22 protein-coding genes and 1 pseudogene are annotated in these 22,012 nt (G+C 75.1%); 8 read left to right on the top strand and 15 right to left on the bottom strand.

The window, feature by feature from the left end; translation table 11 throughout:
• Positions 1 to 31: 31 nt before the first annotated feature.
• From ACFT41_RS18615 to ACFT41_RS18605, 3 genes are all read right to left on the bottom strand, one after another.
• Positions 32 to 232 carry a hypothetical protein gene (locus tag ACFT41_RS18615; protein ID WP_377586875.1) on the bottom strand — a complete coding sequence of 67 codons (201 nt, stop codon included), beginning with the start codon at positions 230 to 232 and terminating at the stop codon, positions 32 to 34.
• 158 nt (positions 233 to 390) lie between these two features.
• A complete protein-coding gene (locus ACFT41_RS18610; RefSeq protein ID WP_377586874.1) occupies positions 391 to 747 on the bottom strand; it encodes a thioredoxin family protein in 357 nt (118 codons plus the stop codon).
• On the bottom strand, positions 717 to 1,109 hold the full coding sequence (locus ACFT41_RS18605) for a MerR family transcriptional regulator (RefSeq protein ID WP_377586873.1): 393 nt from the start codon (positions 1,107 to 1,109) through the stop codon (positions 717 to 719). Before ACFT41_RS18605 ends, ACFT41_RS18610 begins: the two co-directional genes overlap by 31 nt.
• 192 nt (positions 1,110 to 1,301) lie before the next feature.
• Here ACFT41_RS18605 and ACFT41_RS18600 point away from each other — a divergent pair, with 192 nt between their 5' ends.
• On the top strand, positions 1,302 to 1,985 hold the full coding sequence (locus ACFT41_RS18600) for a dienelactone hydrolase family protein (RefSeq protein WP_377586872.1): 684 nt from the start codon (positions 1,302 to 1,304) through the stop codon (positions 1,983 to 1,985).
• 13 nt (positions 1,986 to 1,998) lie between these two features.
• Here ACFT41_RS18600 and ACFT41_RS18595 read toward each other — a convergent pair whose 3' ends face one another.
• A complete protein-coding gene (locus ACFT41_RS18595; RefSeq protein WP_377586871.1) occupies positions 1,999 to 3,117 on the bottom strand; it encodes an AI-2E family transporter in 1,119 nt (372 codons plus the stop codon).
• Positions 3,118 to 3,425: 308 nt separating this feature from the next.
• Between ACFT41_RS18595 and ACFT41_RS18590 the strand changes: the two genes are divergently transcribed.
• Together ACFT41_RS18590 and ACFT41_RS18585 are read left to right on the top strand one after the other, a co-directional pair.
• A complete protein-coding gene (locus tag ACFT41_RS18590; protein WP_377586870.1) occupies positions 3,426 to 4,625 on the top strand; it encodes a cytochrome P450 in 1,200 nt (399 codons plus the stop codon).
• Between the two features lie 13 nt (positions 4,626 to 4,638).
• Positions 4,639 to 4,887, top strand: coding sequence for a ferredoxin (locus ACFT41_RS18585; protein ID WP_377586869.1), 249 nt, complete (start codon positions 4,639 to 4,641; stop codon positions 4,885 to 4,887).
• Between the two features lie 164 nt (positions 4,888 to 5,051).
• Here ACFT41_RS18585 and ACFT41_RS18580 read toward each other — a convergent pair whose 3' ends face one another.
• The 10 genes and pseudogenes from ACFT41_RS18580 to eccB all read right to left on the bottom strand — a co-directional run bounded on the left by ACFT41_RS18580 (position 5,052) and on the right by eccB (position 13,305).
• On the bottom strand, positions 5,052 to 6,257 hold the full coding sequence (locus tag ACFT41_RS18580; protein ID WP_377613932.1) for an ice-binding family protein: 1,206 nt from the start codon (positions 6,255 to 6,257) through the stop codon (positions 5,052 to 5,054).
• Between the two features lie 120 nt (positions 6,258 to 6,377).
• Positions 6,378 to 6,701, bottom strand: a complete 324-nt coding sequence (locus tag ACFT41_RS18575; protein WP_377613931.1) for a hypothetical protein — start codon at positions 6,699 to 6,701, stop codon at positions 6,378 to 6,380.
• Between the two features lie 146 nt (positions 6,702 to 6,847).
• Positions 6,848 to 7,180, bottom strand: coding sequence for a YkvA family protein (locus tag ACFT41_RS18570; protein ID WP_377586866.1), 333 nt, complete (start codon positions 7,178 to 7,180; stop codon positions 6,848 to 6,850).
• A 118-nt stretch (positions 7,181 to 7,298) separates the two neighbouring features.
• Positions 7,299 to 8,117: a hypothetical protein gene (locus ACFT41_RS18565; protein ID WP_377586865.1), complete on the bottom strand. Its 819-nt coding sequence runs from the start codon at positions 8,115 to 8,117 to the stop codon at positions 7,299 to 7,301.
• Positions 8,118 to 8,360: 243 nt separating this feature from the next.
• Positions 8,361 to 8,876 carry a hypothetical protein gene (locus ACFT41_RS18560; RefSeq protein ID WP_377586864.1) on the bottom strand — a complete coding sequence of 172 codons (516 nt, stop codon included), beginning with the start codon at positions 8,874 to 8,876 and terminating at the stop codon, positions 8,361 to 8,363.
• Between the two features lie 481 nt (positions 8,877 to 9,357).
• A pseudogene (locus ACFT41_RS18555) lies at positions 9,358 to 9,498 on the bottom strand (ATP-binding cassette domain-containing protein); the annotation flags it as partial.
• 98 nt (positions 9,499 to 9,596) lie between these two features.
• Positions 9,597 to 10,121, bottom strand: coding sequence for a PadR family transcriptional regulator (locus tag ACFT41_RS18550; RefSeq protein ID WP_377586863.1), 525 nt, complete (start codon positions 10,119 to 10,121; stop codon positions 9,597 to 9,599).
• 101 nt (positions 10,122 to 10,222) lie between these two features.
• Positions 10,223 to 11,434: a WXG100 family type VII secretion target gene (locus ACFT41_RS18545; RefSeq protein ID WP_377586862.1), complete on the bottom strand. Its 1,212-nt coding sequence runs from the start codon at positions 11,432 to 11,434 to the stop codon at positions 10,223 to 10,225.
• Complete coding sequence (locus ACFT41_RS18540; RefSeq protein ID WP_377586861.1) at positions 11,427 to 11,795, bottom strand: hypothetical protein; 369 nt, start codon at positions 11,793 to 11,795, stop codon at positions 11,427 to 11,429. The genes ACFT41_RS18545 and ACFT41_RS18540 overlap by 8 nt, the downstream gene beginning before the upstream one ends.
• Before the next feature lie 97 nt (positions 11,796 to 11,892).
• Positions 11,893 to 13,305, bottom strand: a complete 1,413-nt coding sequence (eccB, locus tag ACFT41_RS18535) for a type VII secretion protein EccB (RefSeq protein WP_377586860.1) — start codon at positions 13,303 to 13,305, stop codon at positions 11,893 to 11,895.
• Between the two features lie 222 nt (positions 13,306 to 13,527).
• Here eccB and ACFT41_RS18530 point away from each other — a divergent pair, with 222 nt between their 5' ends.
• Positions 13,528 to 14,730, top strand: coding sequence for a type VII secretion protein EccE (locus ACFT41_RS18530; RefSeq protein WP_377586859.1), 1,203 nt, complete (start codon positions 13,528 to 13,530; stop codon positions 14,728 to 14,730).
• A 109-nt stretch (positions 14,731 to 14,839) separates the two neighbouring features.
• On the opposite strand, the gene eccD is transcribed toward ACFT41_RS18530, so the two are convergent.
• Entirely contained in the window at positions 14,840 to 16,237 is a 1,398-nt protein-coding gene (eccD, locus tag ACFT41_RS18525) for a type VII secretion integral membrane protein EccD (RefSeq protein ID WP_377586858.1), read from the bottom strand.
• A gap of 226 nt (positions 16,238 to 16,463) precedes the next feature.
• On the opposite strand from eccD, the gene eccCa reads away from it, so the two are divergent.
• From eccCa to ACFT41_RS18505, 4 genes are all read left to right on the top strand, one after another.
• A complete protein-coding gene (gene eccCa, locus ACFT41_RS18520) occupies positions 16,464 to 20,426 on the top strand; it encodes a type VII secretion protein EccCa (RefSeq protein WP_377586857.1) in 3,963 nt (1,320 codons plus the stop codon).
• Between the two features lie 88 nt (positions 20,427 to 20,514).
• A complete protein-coding gene (locus ACFT41_RS18515; RefSeq protein WP_377586856.1) occupies positions 20,515 to 20,934 on the top strand; it encodes a YbaB/EbfC family nucleoid-associated protein in 420 nt (139 codons plus the stop codon).
• A gap of 18 nt (positions 20,935 to 20,952) precedes the next feature.
• Complete coding sequence (locus ACFT41_RS18510; RefSeq protein ID WP_377586855.1) at positions 20,953 to 21,246, top strand: hypothetical protein; 294 nt, start codon at positions 20,953 to 20,955, stop codon at positions 21,244 to 21,246.
• 31 nt (positions 21,247 to 21,277) lie between these two features.
• Positions 21,278 to 22,003 (top strand): hypothetical protein, encoded by a 726-nt coding sequence (locus ACFT41_RS18505; RefSeq protein ID WP_377586854.1) that lies wholly within the window; start codon positions 21,278 to 21,280, stop codon positions 22,001 to 22,003.
• Positions 22,004 to 22,012: the final 9 nt, after the last annotated feature.

The following is a 22,012-nucleotide window of genomic DNA, read 5'->3' as shown; positions in this document are numbered from 1 at the left end:
GGGGAGCGCTCCCCGACCGACCGGGGAGGGGTCAGAACTGCCGCCCGTCGGAGGGACGACCGGCCGCGTCGTGCGGGGCGACGGTACGCGGGTCGTCGGCGGTGCGGGCCTGCGCCGCCTCGTCCGCCCAGTCCCGGCTGCGCTCGGCGTCCCGTTCCCGCCGTTCGTCCCGCTCGGCGGCCTGCGGCCGGGACCTGTCCTGCTGCGTGGACCTGTTCTGCTGTCGGGCCATGACGATCCTCGCGATCCGTCCGGGGCGCGGCTGCGCCGGTGCTGCGGTCACCCCGGGCCTTCCCGCCCGGCCCGGCGACAAACTGCGCCGGCAGCGAGCGGCAGCGAGCGGCGGCGGGCGGTGGCGGCGGGCGGCAGCGGGCGGCGGCAGCGGGCGGGTCAGGGCCGCCAGGGCTCCAGGTGGCGGGCGAAACCCAGCCGCAGGTGACTCTTCGGCCTGGCCCCGACGGTCGAGCCGACCACCTCTCCGGCGCGGAACACCAGCAGGGTCGGCAGCGACATCACCCCGTACGCGCGGGTGGTCGCCGGGTTCTCGTCGGTGTCGAGCGTGACGATGCGCAGCCGGTCGCCGAACTCCCCGGCCAGCTCCGCCAGGCTCCGCGAGACCGCCGCGCAGGGCGGGCACCACTCGGCCCAGAAGTCGACCACCACCGGCCGGTCGGCGGCGAGCACCGTCGCGGCGAACGTGGCGTCGGTGACGGCGGTCAGCGGGGCTGTCCCCGTGTCCTGAGGCATGTTTCCTCCCGGTAGGCGATGGCCTGGGCGAGTTGGTCGTGCAGCTGTCGGCGTACCGCGCCGAGACGGTCGAGGTAGGCGTCCACCTCGGCGAGCTTGCGGCGCAGCACGGCCACCGAGTCCGGGCAGACGTCGCCGGACGCGTGACCCGCGCGCAGGCAGGCCACGAACGGCCGGATGTCGTCCAGGCCGAAGCCCACCGCCAGCAGGGCCCTGATCTCGTGTACGACCCGCAGCTCCGCCTCGTCGTAGACGCGGTAGCCGTTGGCGGTGCGCCGGGGCCGGACCAGTCCCTGCGACTCGTAGTACCGCAGGGTCCGGGTGCTCGTGCCGGCGCGCTCTGCCAGCTCACCGATCAGCATCCGACCTCCTTTACCCGTCACCGATCGCCACGCTAGACCTTGCCGTCGGTGTCAAGGCAACGGCGAATCCTGGCCCCAGGGCGGATGCGTTCCGGCCGGGCGGTCGAATCTCCACCCCCGGGACGGGTAAGCGAGCGTCGACAACCGGCTCCGGGCACCCCGGGCCCGGCGGGCGACGGGGAGGAGCACAGGATGGCGACGCGTGGACAGGTGGGCACGACAACCCGGGGCGGCGAGGTCACCATCCCGGCGGGGGACGCCGGGTTGCCGGCCGACGTGCTGGTCCCGGCCGGGGCGACGGGTGTCGTGCTCTTCGCGCACGGCAGCGGTAGTTCCCGGCACAGCCCCCGCAACACGGCGGTGGCCGGGACGCTGCACGAGCGGGCCCTCGGCACGGTGCTGGTGGACCTGCTCACCCCGGAGGAGGACCGGGTCGACGCCCGTACGGCGGAGCTCCGGTTCGACATCGGGCTGCTCGCCGACCGGCTGGCCGCGATCGTGGACTGGATGGGTGCCGAGCCGACGCTGGGCCGGTTGCCGGTGGGCCTGTTCGGCGCGAGCACCGGTGCCGCCGCCGCGCTGGTCGCCGCGGCGGCCCGCCCCGAGCGGGTTCGTGCCGTGGTCTCCCGGGGTGGCCGGCCGGACCTGGCCGGCGTCGCCCTGCCCCAGGTGGCCGCCCCGACGTTGCTGCTGGTCGGCGGCCTCGACGGGCAGGTGATCACGCTCAACGAGCAGGCGCTGGCGGAGTTGGGCGAGGTGGGCGAGCTGCGGGTGGTGCCGGGCGCGACCCATCTGTTCGAGGAGCCGGGCGCGCTGGAGCAGGTCGCCGGCGCGGCGGCCGACTGGTTCGCCACCCACCTGCGCCCGCCCACCTGAGGGGCCGTCGGGCTCAGGCCGGTGCGGGCGGTCGTCCGGCGGCGGCCTGCCGGTGTTGCTGTACGGTGTCGATCACCCGGTACGCGACCGCCGTGATCGGCACCGAGACGAACGCCCCGGCGATGCCCGCGATCAGCGTGCCGGCGGTCACCGCCACCAGGATCACCACCGGGTGCAGCTGGACCTGCCGCTTCATCACCAGCGGCTCCAGCAGGTTGCCCTCGATCTGCTGTACGGCGATCACGGCGGCCAGCGTGAGCAGCGCGACGGTCGGTCCCTTCGCGGCGAGCGCCACCAGCACCGCCACCGCCCCGGCCACGGTGGCCCCGATGATGGGGACGAACCCGCCGAGGAAGGTGATCAGGGCCAACGGCAGGGCGAGCGGCACCCGGAGCACCACCAGGGCCAGGCCGATCCCGAGAGCGTCGATCGCCGCGATGATCATCGTCCCCCGGCTGTACGCGCCGAGCGTCCGCCAGCCCACCCGGCCGGCCTCGGCGGCGACGTCCCGGTTGGGGCCGGCCGTGCGGCACAGCACCCAGTGCCACATCGACCGGCCATCCTTGAGCAGGAAGAAGAGCAGCACCAGGGAGAGCAGGACCGAACCGGCGACCTCGGCTGCCGTCCGCGCCCCGCCGACCGGGTCGGGGGTGCCGCCGCCCAGCCCGTCCCGGGTCTGCCGGACCAACTTGTCGAGCTGGGCATCGGTCACCGGGAGGGTGGAGGTGACGAAGTCCCGCGTCCGCTGGAGACCCTGGTCGAGCTCCTGGCTCAGCTCGCCGAACTGGCTGGCGGTCAGGTTCCACACCAGCACGCCGACGCCGACCAGGACGCCGAGCAGGAACAGCACGGTGAGCAGGGCGGCCAGCGCCGCCGGTAGCCGGAGCCGGCGCAGCAGGAGCAGCACCGGGTCGAGCAGGGCGGTGAGGAAGAGCGTCGCGGCCAGCGCGATCGCCAGCGGGGCCAGCAGCACGGCGATCTTCCCGACCACGTACAGCCCGGCGACGACCACCACCAGGCAGGCGCTCCACAGCACGGCGGAGCGGACCAGCCACGGCAGCCGGGCCCACGCCTGCCGCAGCCCCGCGCCGCTCCCGTCGCCCGTCGTACCCCCGGCACCGTCGTCGACCACGTCAGCCCTCCACTCTCGGCGAGATCCCCGTACCCGTACGCCGCTTCTCCGACACCCCGCCGCCTTCGTACCAATCTTGGACGGTTGTCGTCCCGACGGAACGTGAACTGTCCAAGGTCGGCGGGGCGGCGGACCCGGCGGCGGTTTGTGCGGGATCGCGCCGAAGCCCGGCCGGAAATCCAGCCAGCTCACTGGCCGATCATCGAACTCTCTCGCTACGATCCGTATTCGGGGCATGACTCCAGGTGGGTCGCCCTGGCGGACCGGACGGCCCGACGGCGGGGCCGCGGACGAGAGGGAGCCATCCGATGACCGACACATCCGAGGCGATCCAGCGCTACCCGTTCAGCGATCCCGACCGGCTCAACCTCGATCCGCGCTACGCAGGGCTGCGCCGCGACGAGCCGCTGATCCGGGTGCGCCTGCCGTACGGCGAGCCGGCCTGGCTGGCCACCCGGCACGCCGACGTGCGTACCGTGCTCGGCGACGCCCGGTTCAGCCGGGCCGCCGCCGCAGGGCGGGACGAACCGCGCAACACCGCGCGGCAGATCCAGGGCGGCATCCTCTCCATGGACCCGCCCGACCACACCCGCCTGCGCCGGCTCGTGGCCCGCGCGTTCACCGCGCGCCGGGTCGAGGAGCTGCGGCCCCGCACCCGGCAGGTCGCCGACGAACTGGTCGACAACCTGCTCGCCGCCGGCCCGCCGGCCGACCTGGTGGAGCACGTGGCCACCCCGCTGCCGATCCGGGTCATCTGCGACCTGCTCGGTGTGCCGGTCGCCGACCAGGACCGGTTCCACACCTGGTCGGAGGCGATCGTCTCGACCACCTCGCTGAGCGGGGACCAGATCCAGCAGTACATCGACAACCTGTTCGCGTACATGGGCGAGCTGATCGCGCGGCGGCGCGACGAACCCACCGACGACCTGATCGGCGCGATGGTCCGGGCCCGCGACGCCGACGACCGGCTCAGCGAGGAGGAGGTGGTCCGGCTCGCGGCGGGGCTGCTCGCCGCCGGCCACGAGACCACCGTCACCCAGATCCCCAACTTCGTGTACGTCCTGCTGCACCATCCCGACGAGTGGGCCCGGCTGCGGGCCGACCGGGCGCTGGTCCCCCGCGCGGTCGAGGAGCTCATGCGGTTCGTTCCGCTCGGCGCGTCCGCCGCCTTCGCCCGCTACGCGAAGGAGGACGTCGAGATGGGCGGCGTGCTGGTGCGCGCGGGCGAGCCGGTGATCGTGTCGATCCCGTCGGCCAACCGGGACGAGACGGTCTTCGCCGACGCCGACCGGTTCGACCTGGGCCGGGAGGTCAACCCGCACCTGGGCTTCGGGCACGGGGTGCACCACTGTGTCGGCGCCCAGCTCGCCCGGATGGAGCTCCAGGTGGTGCTGGACACCCTGCTCGACCGCACCCCGGCGCTGCGCCTGGCGGTGCCCGAGCCGGAGTTGACCTGGAAGAGCGGCCTGCTGGTACGCGGCCTCACCGCGATGCCGGTGGCCTGGTGAGGGGGAGGATCAGGTGAGCGCGCAGGACGGACAGGCCGGCCAGGGGTGGCGGCTGCACGTGGACCCGACCCGGTGCATCGGCTCGGGCATCTGCGCCGGGACGGCACCCGAGCACTTCGGCCTGGTGGACGGGCTGTCCCGCCCGTTGGCCGAGCGGGTGGCACCGGCGCAGGCGGTGCTCGACGCGGCAGACTCCTGCCCGATGGAGGCGATCCTCGTCTCCGAGGCGGACAGCCGCCGGCAGATCGCCCCCGAGCCCTGACCGACGACGGCACCGTCGTCAGAGCTGCTTCTAGCGCAGTTCCTCCATGGAGGACGGAGGGGTCCCGTCAACGCCGTCGGCGCTGATGGGACCCCTGCTCACCACCGCGCGTACCCGGTAGTGGAGCCCCCGGCGGCCGATGGCCGACCGCCGGGGTCAGTCCGTCAGGACTCGGATGTCCTCCGTCGGTAGAGGACCAACAGGGCCACGCCGGTGGTGAGCGCGATACCGCCGATGCCCGTCAGGAGGGGCAGCCTCGCGGCACCGTCGTCACCCCCGGTCACCGGGAGCGCGGTGCGGCTGGGCGTGGGATATCCGGTCGGCGTACGCGTCGGCTGCCCGGTCGGGGTGCCCGTGGGACTCCCCGTCGGCTGGCCGGTCGGCGTGCCGGTGGGACTCCCCGTGGGTTGGCCGGTCGGCGTTGCCGTGGGTGTGCCCGTGGGTTGGCCGGTCGGCGTTGCCGTGGGTGTGCCCGTGGGTTGGCCGGTCGGCGTGCCGGTGGGCGTGCCCGTGGGCTGACCGGTGGGTGTGCCCGTGGGTTGGCCGGTCGGCGTGCCCGTGGGCTGACCGGTGGGTGTGCCCGTGGGTTGGCCGGTGGGTGTGCCGGTCGGGGTGCCGGTCGGGGTGCCGGTGGGTTCGAGGCAGATGGGCTGGGTGATGGTGTTGGTGTCGAGGGTGACGGCACCGGTCTGGGCCAGGGCGCGGCCCTGGAGGATGGCGGCGGTGTTCATGGTGATCGAGGCCTGGGCCAGGATGTTGCCCACGAACTCCGTGCCGGTCCCGAGCGTGGCGGAGCTGCCGACCTGCCAGTACACGTTGCAGGGTGACGCGCCGTTGATGAACACCACGCTGCTGTTGGCGGCGGTGATGAGGGTGGACTCGATCTGGAAGATGAACACGGCGGCCGGGTCGCCCTGGGTGTTGAGCGTCAGGGTGCCGGTCAGTTGCGCGGCGCCGATCCGGTAGACCCCGGGCGTGAGCGTGGTTCCGCCGAGTTCCGCGGGCAGGATGGTGAACGGGGTCCGGCCGGCGGCGTCGTTGTATGCGGTGGTGAGGTCGTTCTTGGCCTGGAGGGCGACGGCGTCGCCGAGGTGGACTTCGCCGGCCACGACGCCCGGCGGGAAGCCCGGCGCGGCGTTGCCGGGATGGACGCCGAGGCTCTGCGCCAGGAAACTCGGGCCGGTGTTGGTCACCGTGGAGCCGGCGAGGACGGAAAAGTTCGCGGCCGTGCCCAGGTTGACCGGTGCTTCCGCGGCGCTCGCGCCGGTACCACTGAGGATCAGCACAGCTGCGGCGGTGCCGGCGGCGGTGACGGCTGCGAGCGCCGGCAGTGCCGCGCGGCGAAGATGACGGACTTTGGTGCGTGTCACGATGTGGCCCTCTCGTGGGTGCGCCTCGGGGTGCCGCCACCACGGCGGCACGCCGACGACACCGATTGCAGAGTATGCGTAACCGGACTTTCGCACACCAAAAGGGACTTAGCTCCAAAATTACCAAATAAGCCACAGGTTGGGTCGCTCGCGGTTCCCGCGTATGCCGAGGCCGGCCCCCGCTCGGGGACCGGCCCTCGGTGGTCGTCGACCGCGCCGGCCAAGAGCTGTAGCCCGGCCCGCGATCCAGTTGGCCAGCTCGGCGACGTCCATCCAGTACTCCTGCACGGCCGGGTCGGCGATCTCCACGGTGTTGCCGTCGTCCTGGTACTCCACCACGGTCAGGTAGTGGCCCGGGCAACTGTGCTCCCGGCCGTCGGTGTCCACCGCGTCGCCGGGGATGTTGGCGAACACCGGCTCGCCCGTGTCCACAGCGGCCTTCACGTCGGCGCGCAGCTGCCCGCCGACGTGATCACCCGGGCCAGGCGGCCAGGGCCCAGTTGTGCGCGACCCGGGCGGCCCCGGCGTGCGCCAGCACGGCCCGCTCCTGTGCCCCCGGCGCGCGGGCCCGGCCCCGATCATGGCACGGCTCAGGCGACCGGGCGGCGCGTCCTGCTGTCGTGGGGTTCGGCCCGACCGGGAAGTTGCCGCTCGGCGGCGCGGTGCTGCCGGACGAGCCGGCCCAGGTAGAGCAGGGCGGCGGCGAGCACCCCGATGTCGTCCAGGTAGATCGGGTCGGGGAGCACGTCGATCGGGAAGATCGTGTAGGCCAGCGCGCCCCAGAAGGCGACCTTGCCGCCGACTCCCAGCGTGCCGAGCAGCTTGCGGGTGCGAACCACCCGCACGGCGAGCACGACCGCGCCGACGAGCGTCGCCGCCAGGACGAGGCCGGCGACCACCAGCAGCCAGGTGTGGTCCGTCATGCGCCCACGCTAGCCGACCGCATGCAAGGAAGGGCCCCCTCTTAACGCCTGCGGTATAGAAGGGCTCCCTTCTCACCCCCCGAGCCGCGGGCGCGGCGGGCGCGGCGCCCGAGCCGGCTCACGCCGGGACGGCGGCCCGGCCCCTCGCCACGGCCGGCCGCTGGCGGGCGACCACCGGCATCTCCCGGGTCTGCTCGACGACCGGCGACGGCTCGTCGGTCACCCCGGGCAGCAGCGATGTCTGCTCCTGCGGGGCGGGCGCGGTCGCGGCGAAAGCCTCGTCCCGCAGGCTGCGTGCGGCGAGGGCGGCCTGCTCGGCGGCCCGCCACGCGGCTTGCTCCCGCTCCCGGGCGGCCTCCTGCCGGGCGCGCAGGTGGTCGCGTACGGCCCGGTGCAGCACCAACTCCTGGTCGACCGGGTGCAGCCGGGGGTCCCACCCGTTGCGGTGCGCGAACACGTCGCTGAGCTGCTCCTCCGACAGCTCCCGACGCCAGTACGCGTCCAGCGCGGCCCGGTGCAGGAAGCGCTCGCGGTCGGCGTACTCGGCGGGGGTGCGCTCGGTGTGCGGACGGGGCAGGGCCGTGGTGGCCGCCAACCGGCGGACATCGGCCTCCGCGGCCTCGTACGCCTGCCACGCCGCCTCGACCTCCTCCTGGGCGGACAGCCACTCGGCCCGCATCCGGCGGGCGGTGGCCGCCGCCCGGTCCGCCGCGGTCGCCACCTCGTCGGCGTAGCGGCGCTGGGCCCGTTCCTCGGCGGCCTCCTCCAGGAGGCTGGGCATGGCGGCCTCGCGGAGCCGCCCGCCGATCACGGAGCGGAACAGGTCGGGGCGGGCGACCAGGGCGGCCACGGTGACGACGGCGAGGACGAGCAGGGCCAGCCAGATCGCGGCGGCCCGGGGCACGTCGAGCAGGACGGAGGAGAGCGCGGTCTGCATGGGAGACACCTCGGATGGGACGACGTGGACTGACGGTCGGGGCCCGCGGTGCGGGCGGGTGCCGCGCGTCGACCGGTGCCGGACGGGGCCCCGCCGGGGCCGTCAGCGCTGCGGGTGACGGCGGGTGTGGTCCTCGGCGGCGCGGGGCGCGGCCATCGGCGGGCTCGCGGCGAGCCGGCGCGGTGCCGGCGCGGCGTGGTACGACGCGGGGCGGACCGGATCGGCGGCTGGTGGCGGCCCGGGTCAGTGCCGGGGCGGCCCGCGCCGGACGACGGCACCGCCGGCCGGGTCGACGGCGGGCCGGTCGACCGGGACGGCAACGGCCGGGGTGGCGGCCGGGGCGGGAGCCGGTCGCCGTGCGCCCCCGGGGACGGCCCGGGCCTGCGGGGCGACCGGGTCGGCCGTCGCACCGGTGCCGGTGACCAGCGAGACGGCCCGGCTGGCCACCACGACGGGGCGGGTCAGCCTGGCGCCGACGGCGGCTGCGGTGGAGGCGGCAACGGGGGCCGCAGCGGAGGCGGGGGCCGGCACGGAGGCGGCAACGGGTGCCGCGGTGAAGGCGGGGGCGGGCAGCGCGGCGACCCCGCCGACGCCGACGGCGAGGACCAGGGCGGTCAGCGCGAGGCGGCCCAACTCCCCGATGCGGCGCAGTGTCGACTGTCGAGGGTGGCGTGACCGGTGCAGCCTCGACTGCCACGGCAGGCGTGCCCCGCGCAGCGTCGCCGGCCGGAAGGGGCGGGCGAACGCGGCGGACTGCACCACACCAACCTATCGCCGTTCCGGCCCGGCCGCAGCCTCGCGCGGGCGGGCCGGATGGTGACCCGGGCCACGACCCGTCGCTGTGGACGGACGCTGGCCGGGCCGACCGGCGGGAGGGCCGGACCTGACGGCCGGGTCGCACCCGGCGGGAGGAACGGAGCTGGTGTTCGGGCCGCACCCGGCGGGAATCCCGGGCCGGGTGAGAGCGCCGGGCTCGGTGGGAGGACCGGTCCGGTCGGTGTCACTCGGCCCGGAGGCCCTCCGGCCGGGTCAGCCGCCACAGGGCGGGCAGGCTTGCGCCGGTGACCAGCAGCACCACGCCGCCGCCGAGGGCGGCACCGAGACCGACCACCGGCCAGCTCACCGAGACCGGCGCGCCGACCATGCGCAGCAGCACCGCCCCGAGGCCCAGGCCGAACGCGACGGCGAGGCCTAGCCCGACGAGCACCGGCACGGCCGCCTGCCACAGCACCGACAGCCCCAGCGTGTGCAGCAGGGTCGACTTGCCGGACCCGGACGGGCCCAGCACCGCCAGCATCTCGCCGGCCCGGACGGTCAGCGACGCCCCGGCGAGCGCCGGGGTGGGGCCGAAGGCGCGGTGCAGCTCCTCGGCCACGAGCAGCGGCCACGTCGCGGTCGCACCGCTGTCGTCGTGCGGTCCCGTCGTCGTGCGGCCGTGCGCCCCCGTCGTCGCCGGACGGCTGCCGGCGTCTGCTCCCGTCATCGCCGCACCGCCGTGGCCAGCTCGTCCAGGCGGGCCGCCGTCAGCTCCAGCCAGCGCAGGTCGGCCTCCAGGTGGAACAGGGCGTGGTCGCAGATGAGCTGCTCGGCCAGGTCGCCGGAGTCCCGACGCCGGGTCAGCTCGCGCATCAGCCGCAGGTGCTCGGCGCGCTGCGTGTCGAGCAGGTCGGCGGCGGAGCGGCCGGTGAGCAGCGCCAGCACCACCTTCGTGTAGAGGACGCTGTGCAGGTACGGCTCGGGCTTCTCCGGCTGGGACAGCCAGCGCCGCACGTCGGTCACCCCGGCCTCGGTGATCGCGTACCGCTTGCGGTCGGGGCCCTCACCGGCCTCGACCGAGTCGACCTCGACGAGGCCGTTGCGCAGCAGCCGCGACAGGGTGGCGTAGACCTGGCCGAAGTGCAGCGGGCGGGCCTGGCCGAAGCGCTCGTCGTAGGCGCGTTTCAGGTCGTAGCCGTGGCGGGGGCTGGACTCCAGGAGCCCGAGGAAGGTCTGACCGATCGACATGGCGCGACTATACACATCGCGTATACACACCGTGGATAGCCAGGTCGGAAAAGGGGCCCTCCCCGAGGGAGAGGGCCCCGCAGCGTACGCAGTGGAGGAGGTCAGCCGGCGCCGAGCACCGGCGGGACGCCCGGGTCGCCGTCCCGCCAGACCATCTCGTCCTCCGTCAGCCAGGTCAGCCGCTCGTCGGACTCGTCGTCGTCGGCCCGCCCGCGCCCGCCGAGCACGCCCGCCCGACCGCCGCCGGTGCCGTTTCCGCCCACCCGGCCCACGCCCGTGGCGGCCCGGTGCTCGGCCCCTGCCAGGCCACCCGCCGGCCGCGCCGCCACCGTCGCACCCGCGCGGGCCGACCCGGCCAGCGAACCGGTGCCGCCGCCGAGCACGCCGACCGGTGCCCCGGCGGGCGCGCCGAAGAGCAGCCCCGCCCCGGACCCGGCCGACGCGGCGGCCGTCACGACGCCGGTCGTGCCGACCGGACCCGCCGGCAGCCCGTTGCCGAGCGGTGCGGCGCCGGCGAGGGACGTGCCGGTGTCGAGGCCGGTGCCGCCGGCCCCGCCCGTGCCGCCGGGCGACGTCGACCCGTCGTCGTTCCCGCCCGTCGTCCCGGTGTTCGGCCCGTCCGTCAGGTTGCCCGGGGCGTCCAGCCACGCCTGGCCGGTGGTCGGGGTCCCGAAGCCGCCGCCCGGCGCGCTCCTCGGGGCGTGGGCCCCGGGGCCGGCCGACGGCGTCGACGTGCTGGTGTTCGGGTCGTGCGGCAGGTCGCGGTCCGGCGGCGGCGGGTCGACCAGCCGGCCGTACGCCGACAGGTCGTAGCCGGCGGCCAGCTCGGCGACCACCTTGACCATCCGCCGGTGCGCCTTCTCCTGCTCGGCCTTGTCCTGCTCGTGCCCCATGAAGCCGCCGACGATCGCGCCCGGAAGGCCTCCCGTGAGACCGCCCTTGATCGCCCCGGAGACCGCCTTGTCGTGGTCGTCGGTCTCGGCCGGGCTCTCCGCCTCCTTCCGCGCGGTGCGCAGGTCGGCGGCCATCAGCGTCAGCCCCTGGCGTACGTCGGCCATCCCCTCCGAGAGGGTGGTCGAGTAGTCGACGATCAGCGACAGCCGGCGCTGGAACTCCTGGCCGGCGTCGCCCGTCCAGCCGTTGGCCAGCTTCTCCAGGTCGCCGCGCAGGTCGCGGGCGAGGTCGTCGAGGGTGCCCTTCATCGAGCTCCAGCTGCTGGCGAGCCCGTCGATCTGCTCCGGGTCGCCGGCCCGCACGGCGTCGAACAGCTGCTGGTGGCTGACCTGCTGGTAGCGCGCGGTGTATTCAGACACGAGAGTCGTCCCTCCCGTTCAGCGCGTCGTCGACCCTGGTGAGCGCGGCGGCGATGTCGGCGGCGTTGGCCGCGTTGCGCGCCTCGGTGGTCCGGTAGTTGGTCAGGATCGTGCCGGTCGCGCTCTGCGCCGCCTTCACCGCGTCGCGGAGCCGCTCGACCCGCTGCGCGTAGCTCGCCTGGAGCGCCGAGTAGCGGCGGGCGTTGCTGGTCGCGTCGGCGAAGGTGCCCAGATCCGGCGGCCGGCACTGCAACTCGGTGCGGAGCTTCCTGAGCACGGCCTCGGCCTCGGTCAGCCGCGCGGCCAACCGCCGCTGGAAGTCCTCCAGGGAGAGTACGTCGACTGTCGTGCGCCCGGTCATGGCATTCCCCGTACGTCTTCGATAACCGTTGGCGAGGATCAGGTTAGTGGACGGCGGCCAGGCCGGGCGACCCGTGACGACGCCCCGACGGGAGTGCCTACGTGCCCGGGGCGAAGTAGGCGAGCGCGTCCTGGCGTTCCAGGGCGGGACCCGTCGGGATCAGGGCCAGCAGCGACGCGGGCACCGCCAGCGGCGGCACCCCGCCGTAGCCGAGCGCGGTCAGCGCGTCGCCCGACCGGGTGCCCAGCGGGTGGCGTATCCCCTGGGCGGTGACCAGGTAGACCGTCGAGCCCGGCGCGCCCGCGCCGCCCTCCCCGGCGCCCGGGGCGGCCCGGACCAGCACGCCCCTGCCGCCCGGCAGCAGCACCTGCTCGGCGGTGCGGACCGCGTCGGAGGCCCCCTGCCGGACCGGGGTCGCGTCCGGGCCGGTCAGTTCGGCCGGCACCCGGTCGAAGACCTCCAGGGTGGTGGTGGGCGGCGCGTCGGCCGTCGACCTGCGGTAGGTGGCGCAGAGCACCGTCCGGCCCGCCTGCACCGGGTGCAGCGCCGGCAGCGTGCGCGGCGTGCCCTCCGGCTCCACCCGCTGCCGGGTCAGCAGCCTGCCGGCCTGGTCCGGGGTGATGTCGGTGATCCGGCCGCCGTCGCGCAACAGCAGCAGGGCGCTGACCTCGCCGATCGACGCCAGCCCCTCCCGGGTCAGCACGTAGTGCTGACCGGCGGCCCGGAACACCTCGCCGACCCGGGCCGGCCCGTCGCCCACGGCGTGCCGGCTGGTCTCGCCGTCGCCGGGCAGTTGCGGCTCGCGGAGCACCGGCCCCGCCGGCACGGCGTTGAGCAGCTGCTCGCCGACCGTGAGCGTCGTCGCGCCGGCCATCCGCAGCGCCGCGGTCGCCGGGTCCCCGCCGGCGATCCGCAGCCGGGCGTCGCCGGTGAGCAGGTAGCGCCGGCCGTCCACGGTGGCCAGCACCGCCCGGTCGCCCAGCGGCGTGCCGCCGGGGAGCGGCCGGTCGATCACCACGTGCGTGGTGGACCGGTCGGGGGCGGCCGGGTCCGGCACGTCGCAGACCGACCAGGGCAGACCGACCAGCGCCTTCCGGTCGGGCAGCGCGTCCGGCGCGCCGACGATCCCGACGGTACGCCCGCGCGCCCGGTCCGCGATGGACTCTCGCGACATCGTGCGCACCGTCGGGTCCGCCTCGTCGAGGACGAGCCGGGCCGAGGCGTAGTTCAGGGTCGGGTGCAGCAGGCCGTCCACGTAGACGTACGTCGCCCCGGTCTCCCGCTCGATCACCAGCGTGTTCGCCTCCAGTGGCGCGGCGTTTCCGGTGAGCTGGCCGTACGCGCCGACGCCGCCGAGCACCACCGCCGCGGCCACCACGCTGCCGACCACCGCCAGCCCGAGCCGCCGCATCGGCAGGTTCGTCGTCTCCGGGTCGCCGGAGAGCAGCGCGGAGACGATCCGGCGGGTGACGAAGCGGTACGCCTGCACCTGGTCGCGGCGGGTCCGCATGAGCTACCTCCGGCGGCGGGTCGGGCCGCGACGATCGAGCCCGACGACGGGGTGGGGCCGTGGCGATCAGGTCCGAGCCTCGCCACGGGCTTCCCTACGATAAGGGGCCGTCGGCCGGTCACCGTGGTCACCGCCCGGGGGAGGGCCACCCGCCCACCCGGGACACGGCCACCGCCCGCGCCGGCCGCCAGGAGAGCCGCTGTCGAGAAGGGACGCCCACCGATGACGCAGGTCCAGGCGCCGTCCGGTCGTACGGCCGCGCCGCCCGGTCGTACGGCCGCCGAACCGCCCGGCCGGCCCGTGCCGCCCGACCGGCCGGTGGTCCCCGCCGACCGGCGCAGCCGGGGCCGGCTCGGCCCGGTCGTCGTCGGCCAGCTCGTCGTGGCGGAGTTGGCCGCGCTGGCCGTCCACTCAGCGCTGGGCGGTCCCGCGTGGCGGGTCGTCGTCGGGGTCGCCGCGGTCGCGGCCGTCGCCGCCGCCTTCGCCCGCCGGGGCGGCCGCTGGTGGTACGAGGACCTGCTGTTGCGCCGCCGGCTGCGACTGCGCCGGGAGGAGGGCCGGGCCGCGGCGGGCGGCGGCACGGGCGAGGCCCGGCTGGCCGTCCTCGCCCCCGAGCTGACCATGATCGAGCTGACCGAGCGCGGCACCCGCCTCGGCGTCGGCCAGGACGTCCGGGGCTGGTTCGCCGCCGTGGCACTGGACCCGCCCACCGGCGCGCCGGCCGGCTCGATCGACGCGGCGGTGGTGGACCGGGCACTGGCGGTGCTCACCGGGTTCACCGCGCCGGTGTCGCTGGCCCAGGTCGTCGCGCACACCCTCGTCTGGTATCCGACGCCGGGCGCGGCCCCGGCCGCCCACCGCACCGTCTGGGTCGCCGTGCGGCTGTCCGTGCGGGACGCCCGCACCGAGGCGGTGACCCGGGGCGGCGGAACGCTCGGCGTGCACCGCACCGTGGCCGCGGCGGTCGGCCGGCTCGGCAAGGCGCTGCACGCCGCCGGTCTCGCCCACCGGGTCCTGGGCCGGGACGAGCTGCGCGCCGCGCTGGTCTCGGGGGCCGGCCTGGACCTGACGCCCGAGCCGCAGGCGGAGACCTGGACCGGGCTGCGCGGCGGCGGCTGGACCCAGCGCTGCCTGGCCCTGCGCGCCCGCGCCGGAGCCACCTGGGCTCCTCTGGTGGACGCCGTCACCGCCACCTCCGCGCCGTCGCACACGTTCGCGGCCGTGCTCCGCCCCGGCGACCGGCCCGGCCCGCCGCTGCTGCGCGTCGCAGCCCCGGCCGACCACGTCGAGGCGCTGGTCAAAGTGGTCCGGGACGTGGCCCGCCGCGCGGGTGCCCCGGCCCGCCCCCTGGACGGCGAGCACGGCCCCGCCGTCTACGCCACCGCCCCGGTGGCCCGCCGCATCGTCGACCACCGCCCCGACTGAGCCCCGGTGATCAAGAGGTTTGCGTCAGGTTCTTCGCTGCCGCTGACGCAAACCTCTTGATCAACCCACGCCAGGCGAGGGGAGTGGAGGGGGAGGGAGAAGAGCCGGGTCAGGGGCGGAGGTTGACGATCCAGCCGTACAGGCCGCAGACCCAGACCGCGAACGGAACCAGCGAGATGATCAGCAGGACCTCGACGATGTCCAGCAGGCGTCCCCAGACCGGCGAGATCCGCTTGCCCGCGACGGTCAGCCCGTAGATCAGGCTGACCACGGCCGCCACCACCAGCCCGCCGAGGACCACGCCGAGCCGGACCGCCGCCCCGCCGGCGGCGAACGTGGCCGCCGCCGCGAGACCCAGCCCGAGGCTGCCGGCCAGCAGCACCGGCACGCGCTGGGCGCGGCCGAGGAACGGCCGGGCGCGCAGCAGCGACAGCAGGGCCAGCACCAGACAGAGCAGCACCGCCGGCAGCCGGCCGTCGACGGCGAGCACGAACTCCCCGCCCAGCACCAGCAGCGCGACCGTCCACAGCAGAGCGGTGAGGAACGCGTCGGCCCGCTCGCTGCGCCGCAGCACGCTGCGGCCGTCGACGGTCTCGGTGTCGGTCTTCAGGTCGTCCGGGCCGGTCGGGATGGACGGCACGGGCAGCCGGGCCAGCCGGTACGCCGCCATCGGCAGGGCCGGCAGCGCGGCGAACGCGACCGTGGCGACCACCGCGGCGGCGGCCGGCGCGCCCACCGAGAACGCCAGGCTCACCACCGCGCCGAAGCCGACCGCCCCGCCCACGGCGACCGCGCCGAAGAACAGCGGCAGCCGGTCGCCGACCGCCAGCGCGGCTGCCGCGCCGAACACCACCACGGCGGTCGCGGCGAGCAGCACGTGCGGGCTGGCCAGCTCGCCCAGGCCCCGGTCGCCGGCCAGCACCAGCAGGCCGCCGACGGCGGCGTACCCGAGGCCGACCAGGGCGAGCACCGCGCCGGTGCGGCTGTCGCCGGCCGCCCGGGACAGCACGGCCGCGCCGACCACCAGGGCGACCGCGACCAGCAGGGCGGCGACCGCGCCGGGCAGCTGCGGCGGGCCCGCGAACAGCGCCGCCAGCGCGCCGGCCGACAGCGCCGCCGCCGCGAACAGCACCGCGAACGACCGGCTCGTGCTCACCTGCCAGCTGCCGGGGCGCTGATTCGTCGCGGTCGCCACCGCGTCCACCACGTCGTCGAAGACGATCTCCGGGGCCGCCGCCGCGCGGGGGTTGAAGTAGAGCACCTCCCCGTCGCGGACGCCGAGCTGCGCGGCCGTACGGCCACCGTCGAGCGGCTGCCCGCCGAGCCGGGCCAGGCTCCAGCCGCCGTGCCGCACCCCCTCGTCGGCGAGGTCCTCACCGGCGTACCGCAGCAGGGTCGGCAGCAGGTCCGCCAGGGGCACGTCGGCGGGGAGGGCGAGGTCCATCCTGGTCCGGGGCGCCACGATGGTGATCCGGCTCAGGCCCCCGGTCGCGGTCCTCGTCGCCACTGTGGCCTCCTCGCGCTCGCCTACGCTCCACCCGCCCGGGCCGCCGCCGAAGTGGGTCCACGACGCCCACGGGAGATTACCTACGATGACCCCCACGTACGATGCCCACCCGATGGCCCGCGCCCGGTCGTCGCGTCACCCCGGCCGCACGTCACGTCACGCCGCGCCGGCCGGCACCCGGGCCGCTTACGGGGGATCCGGGCCGCTTCTGGGGGAGGAGAACGCCGTGAGCACCGTCGTGTTCCGTCGGCTTCCGCGTCAACCGGGGCCCGCCCTGCCGCGCGGCGAGGTGCTGCTGGAATCGCCGCCGGAGCTGCCCGAGCCGACCCCCCGGGGCATGGGTCAGCTGCTGATGATCCTGCCGATGCTCTGCGGCGTCGGCGCGATGGCGTTCCTCTACGCCGGCCGGGGCGGCGGCATGATGACGTACGTCGCGGGTGGTCTCTTCGGGGTTTCCATGCTCGGCATGGCCCTCGGTTCGCTGAGCACCGGCGGCAACGACAAGGCCGAGCTGAACGCCGAGCGCCGCGACTACATGCGTTACCTGGCCCAGATGCGCAAGCGCACCCGGCGCGCGGCCGAGCAGCAGCGGGCCGCCATGACCTGGCGGCACCCGGAGCCCGACGCGCTCTGGTCGATCGCCGCGTCCCGGCGGCTCTGGGAACGCCGGGTCACCGAGGACGACTTCGGCGAGGCGCGGATCGCCGTCGGCCCGCAGCGGTTGGCGGTGGAGATCGTGCCGCCGGAGACGAAGCCGGTGGAGGACCTGGAGCCGATGAGCGCGATCGCGCTGCGCCGGTTCGTCCGCGCCCACTCGACGGTGCCGGACCTGCCCACCGCGCTGTCGGTGCGGGCGTTCTCCCGGGTGGTGCTGCGCGGCGAGCGGGAGCCGGTGCTCGACCTGGCCCGGGCGACCCTGGGTCAGCTCGCCACCTTCCACGCCCCGGACGACCTGGTCGTCGTCGTGGTCGCCGCCGAGGACCGGCAGCCCGCCTGGGACTGGGTGAAGTGGCTGCCGCACGCCCAGCACCCCGGGCGCACCGACGCGGCGGGGGCCCGCCGGCTGGTCTTCGCCACCCTCGCCGAGGCCGAGGAGTCCCTCGCCGACGAGCTGGCCGGCCGGCACCGGTTCAGCCCGGACGCCAAGCCGCTGACCACCGCGTCGCACCTGGTGGTGGTGGTCGACGGCGGCGAGGTCGCCGCCACCTGCGCGCTGACCGGGCCGAGCCTGCTCGGCACCACGATGCTGGACCTCTCCGGGGTCGTCCCCCGTGACGCCGGCCGCTGGCTGCTCTGCCTCGACGTCGGCGACGGCACCGCCGTGGACCTGGTCCGGGGCGCGACCACCACCCGGCTGGGCCGCCCCGACCGGCTCACCGCCGCCGCGGCCGAGGGGCTGGCCCGGCAGCTCGCCCCCTACCGGCTCTCCCAGCAGCAGGCCGGCGCGGAGGAGCCGCTGGCCCGCAGCACCGAGCTGCCGGACCTGCTCGGCGTCGGCGACGCCGCCACCGTCGACGTACGACAGACGTGGCGACCGCGCAGCCACCGCGACCGGCTGCGCATCCCGCTCGGCGTCGGCCCCGACGGCAACGTGGTCGAGCTGGACTTCAAGGAGTCCGCGCACGAGGGCATGGGCCCGCACGGCCTGGTCATCGGCGCGACCGGCTCCGGCAAGAGCGAGCTGCTGCGTACGGTGGTCGCCGCCCTCGCGGTCACCCACTCCTCGGAGGAGCTGAACTTCGTCCTGGTCGACTTCAAGGGCGGCGCGACGTTCGCCTCCCTGGACGCGCTGCCGCACACCAGCGCGGTGATCACCAACCTCTCCGACGAGCTGCCGCTGGTCGACCGGATGCGCGATGCCCTGGCCGGCGAGATGAACCGCCGCCAGGAGGCGCTGCGGGCCGCCGGCAACTACGTCTCCCGATTCGAGTACGAGAAGGCGCGGGCCGCCGGCGAGCCGCTGGACCCGATGCCGAGCCTGCTCATCATCTGCGACGAGTTCAGCGAGCTGCTCGCCGCGAAGCCCGACTTCATCGACCTGTTCGTGATGATCGGCCGGCTGGGCCGGTCGCTGGGCGTGCACCTGCTGCTGGCCAGCCAGCGGCTGGAGGAGGGGAAGCTGCGCGGCCTGGACACGCACCTGTCGTACCGGGTGGGCCTGCGCACCTTCTCGGCCGTGGAGAGCCGGATCGTGCTCGGCGTGCCCGACGCGTACGAGCTGCCCAGCGCCCCCGGCCACGGCTACCTCAAGACCGACACCGCCACCATGCTGCGGTTCCGCGCCGCGTACGTGTCCGGCCCGTACCGGGCGCCGGGGGAGCAGGCGCGCTCGGCGCAGGCGCTGGTGCAGCGCCGGATCGTGCCGTACGGCACCGGGTTCGTGCCGGCACCTGCCCCGGAACCGGACCTGGAGCCGGAGGCCGAGCCGGAGCAGCCGGCCGAGGGCAAGGCCGTGGCGATGCTCGACGTGCTGATCGGTCGGCTCGCCGGCCAGGGCAGGCCCGCCCACCAGGTGTGGCTGCCGCCGCTGTCGGAGCCGCCGAGCCTGCTGGACCTGCTCGGCCAGCTCGCCGTCGACCCGACGTACGGGCTGACCACCGCCGCCTGGGCGGGCCGGGGCCGGCTCACCGTCCCGGTCGGGGTGGTGGACCGCCCGTACGAGCAGCGGCGCGACCCGATGATGGTGGAGCTGGCCGGCGCGGGCGGCAACGTGGTGATCGTCGGCGCGTCGCTGTCCGGCAAGAGCACCATGCTGCGGTCGCTGCTCGCCTCGTTGGCGCTCACCCACACCCCGCGCGAGGCGCAGTTCTACTGCCTCGACTTCGGCGGCGGGGCGCTGCGCAGCCTGGAGGGGCTGCCGCACATGGCGGGGGTGGCCGGCCGGCGGGACACCGAGGCGGTCCGCCGCACGGTCGCCGAGGTGGTCGGGATCATCGACGAGCGGGAGCAGCGGTTCACCCAGCACGGCATCGACTCGGTGGCCGCGTACCGGCGGCGCCGGGCGGCCGGCGAGTTCACCGACGACCCGTTCGGCGACGTGTTCCTCGTGGTGGACGGCTGGAACACGCTGCGCCAGGAGTACGAGGAGCTGGAGCAGACCATCACCAACCTGGCCAACCGGGGGCTGGGCTTCGGCATCCACGTGGTGATCACGGCGGTGCGCTGGGCGGAGGTCCGGATCAACCTGCGCGACCTGCTCGGCACGAAGCTGGAGCTGCGGCTCGGCGACGCGGCCGAGTCGGAGATCGACCGGCGGGCCGCGCAGAACGTACCGGAGAAGACCCCGGGTCGCGGCCTGACCCGCGACAAGCTGCACTTCCTGGCGGCGGTGTCCCGGATCGACGGCCGCCGCGACGTCGACGACCTGACCGAGGCGTCGGTCGCCCTGGCCGGGCACGTGGCGCGGTCGTGGCCGGGAGCCCTCGCCCCGAGGGTACGGCTGCTGCCGCGCCGGCTGCCGCTGGCCGAGCTGGCCCGGGTGGCCGACCGGTCCGCGCCCGGCCTGCCGATCGGGGTCAACGAGTCGGCGCTCGCCCCGGTCCACCTGGACCTGGCCAACGAGCCGCACCTGACGGTCTTCGGCGACGCCGAGTGCGGCAAGACCAACCTGCTGCGGGTGATCGCGAAGGGGATCGTCGAGCGCTACACCCCGGCCCAGGCCCGCCTGGTCATCGCCGACTACCGGCGCGGCCTGCTCGGTGCCGTCGAGGGCGAGCACCTGCTCGACTACGCCCCGTCCAACCAGGTCTTCGCGCAGGGCCTCGCGTCGATCCGCAGCGCGCTGTCCAACCGGCTGCCCGGCCCGGACGTCACCACCGCCCAGCTGCGCGACCGCAGCTGGTGGAAGGGGCCGGACCTCTACATCCTGGTGGACGACTACGACCTGGTCGCCTCCGGCGGCAACAACCCGCTCAGCGCGCTGCACGAGCTGCTGCCGCAGGCCCGCGACATCGGCCTGCACCTGATCGTCACCCGCCGCGTCGGCGGGGTGGCGCGGGCGCTGTACGAGCCGGTGCTGCAACGCCTGCGCGAGCTGGACTCGCCGGGCCTGCTGATGTCCGGTGCTCGGGAGGAGGGGCCCGTCTTCGGCACGCTGCGTCCGAGCCCGCAGCCGCCCGGGCGGGGCACGCTGGTGCGGCGGCGCGACGGCCGGCAGCTGATCCAGACGGCCTGGTCCGAACCGGCCTAGGCCGCGTTTCGTCAGGGCTCGGGGCGGACGTCGGACGACCCGGTCCGGTAGCGTCGGGCCGATCGTCGCTTGTGCAGAAGGGACTGCGGTGAGCACCTCGGGGGGGTACGGCGGCGCTGGTGGCGCTGTCGAGAGCATGTTGCGTCAGGCGCAGGAGCAGCAGCGCCGGCTGGCCGAGTTCCAGCGGCAGCGCGCCGAGCTGCGGGTGGCCGGGGAGAGCCCGGACGGCCTGGTCCGGGTCACGGTCGACGGTGAGATGAAGGTCGGCGACATCGAGATCAACGCCCGGGCGATGCGGCTGGACAGCTTCTCCCTCGCGGAGTCGCTCCAGGCCGCCATCGACGCGGCGTACGCGGCCTTCGGTGAGCACCAGCAGGAACTGCTCACCGAGATGCTCGGCGGCTCCGAGCTGGTCCGGCAGGCCCAGGCCGGCACCCTGACCCCCCAGGACTGGTTCCGCCGGTTCGGGGTGGACCTGGGCGATCCGTTCCGCGGCCTGCGCCGCTGAGCCGACAGGGGAGACACGATGGCGAACAAGGTCGACGTCGACGCGATCCGCAAGGCGAGCCGGAATCTCGACGCCCCGGACGGCCCGATCCAATACCTGCGCAACGTGCAGTCGCTGCTGGAGAGCGTGAAGCTGTCGGACGGTTCGCTGACCCTCTTCGGCGGCGCGACCGTGGAGGCGCACAACGCCTCGGTCGACGGCCACCTGGAGAACGTGAAGACCGGCATCGAGCACCTGCACCGGGCGGCCGAGCAGCTCGAACAGACCGCGAAGAACTGGGAGAAGTCGGACCAGCCCTGGGTTGTCGAGTGACCGGCCCGACGCGCGACGGGGGAAGCAGTCGATGACGGAGATTCTGATCGCCAACGCGGCCGGCACGGTGACCGGCACGCACTCGGTCGCCGCGACGACGGCGCCGGTGCGGGGCCTGCTCCCGGCGGCCCGGGCCAACTGGATGTGGCTGGTCGGCGCGAGCTTCCTCGCCCTGGGCATCGCCTACCTGGAGACGTTCGACAACGACGAGGTCAACAAGTCCATCAAGGAGTGGGGCGACGCCGCCCGGCTGCTCGGCGCGGACCAGTTCGGCGCGGCCCTCGGGCAGGTGCCGCCGTCCGACGAGGAGTGGGACTTCGACGACCGGGACGCGTTCGAGCTCTTCCTCCGCAAGCTGGGGGCGGAGATCAACTCACTGGCCGAGGCGTTCAACGCCAACAAGGAGAGCCTCACCGCCGCCCGGGACGCCTTCAACGACGCGGTCAACGCGTTGGTCGAGGCGCTCATCCCGGTCCTGATCGCGGTGATCGCGTCGGTCGCCCTCCAGGCGTTCCCGGCGACCGCGCCCATCGCCGAGGCGATCGGGATCACCGGGCTGACCGTGAGCGTGGCAATCCTCGCCCTGGTCTTCGGGGACATCAGCGCGCTGTTCACCAGCGTGATGGCGGGGTTTCAGAACAACAACCGGTTCGCCTTCGTGTCGGACTCCCGCCCCGGCTGGGCGGCCACCGGCACCGACCCGGACATCAAGGACATCAAGATCGATTGGGTCAAGGACTCCAAGTTCTACCAGTGAGAGGCGGCG

This window comes from Micromonospora sp. NPDC057141 (assembly GCF_042670805.1).
In the GTDB taxonomy this organism is placed as follows: Bacteria; Actinomycetota; Actinomycetes; order Mycobacteriales; family Micromonosporaceae; genus Micromonospora.
The sequence above is the reverse complement of the archived record's forward strand: the minus strand, read 5'-3'. Positions and strand labels throughout refer to the sequence as shown.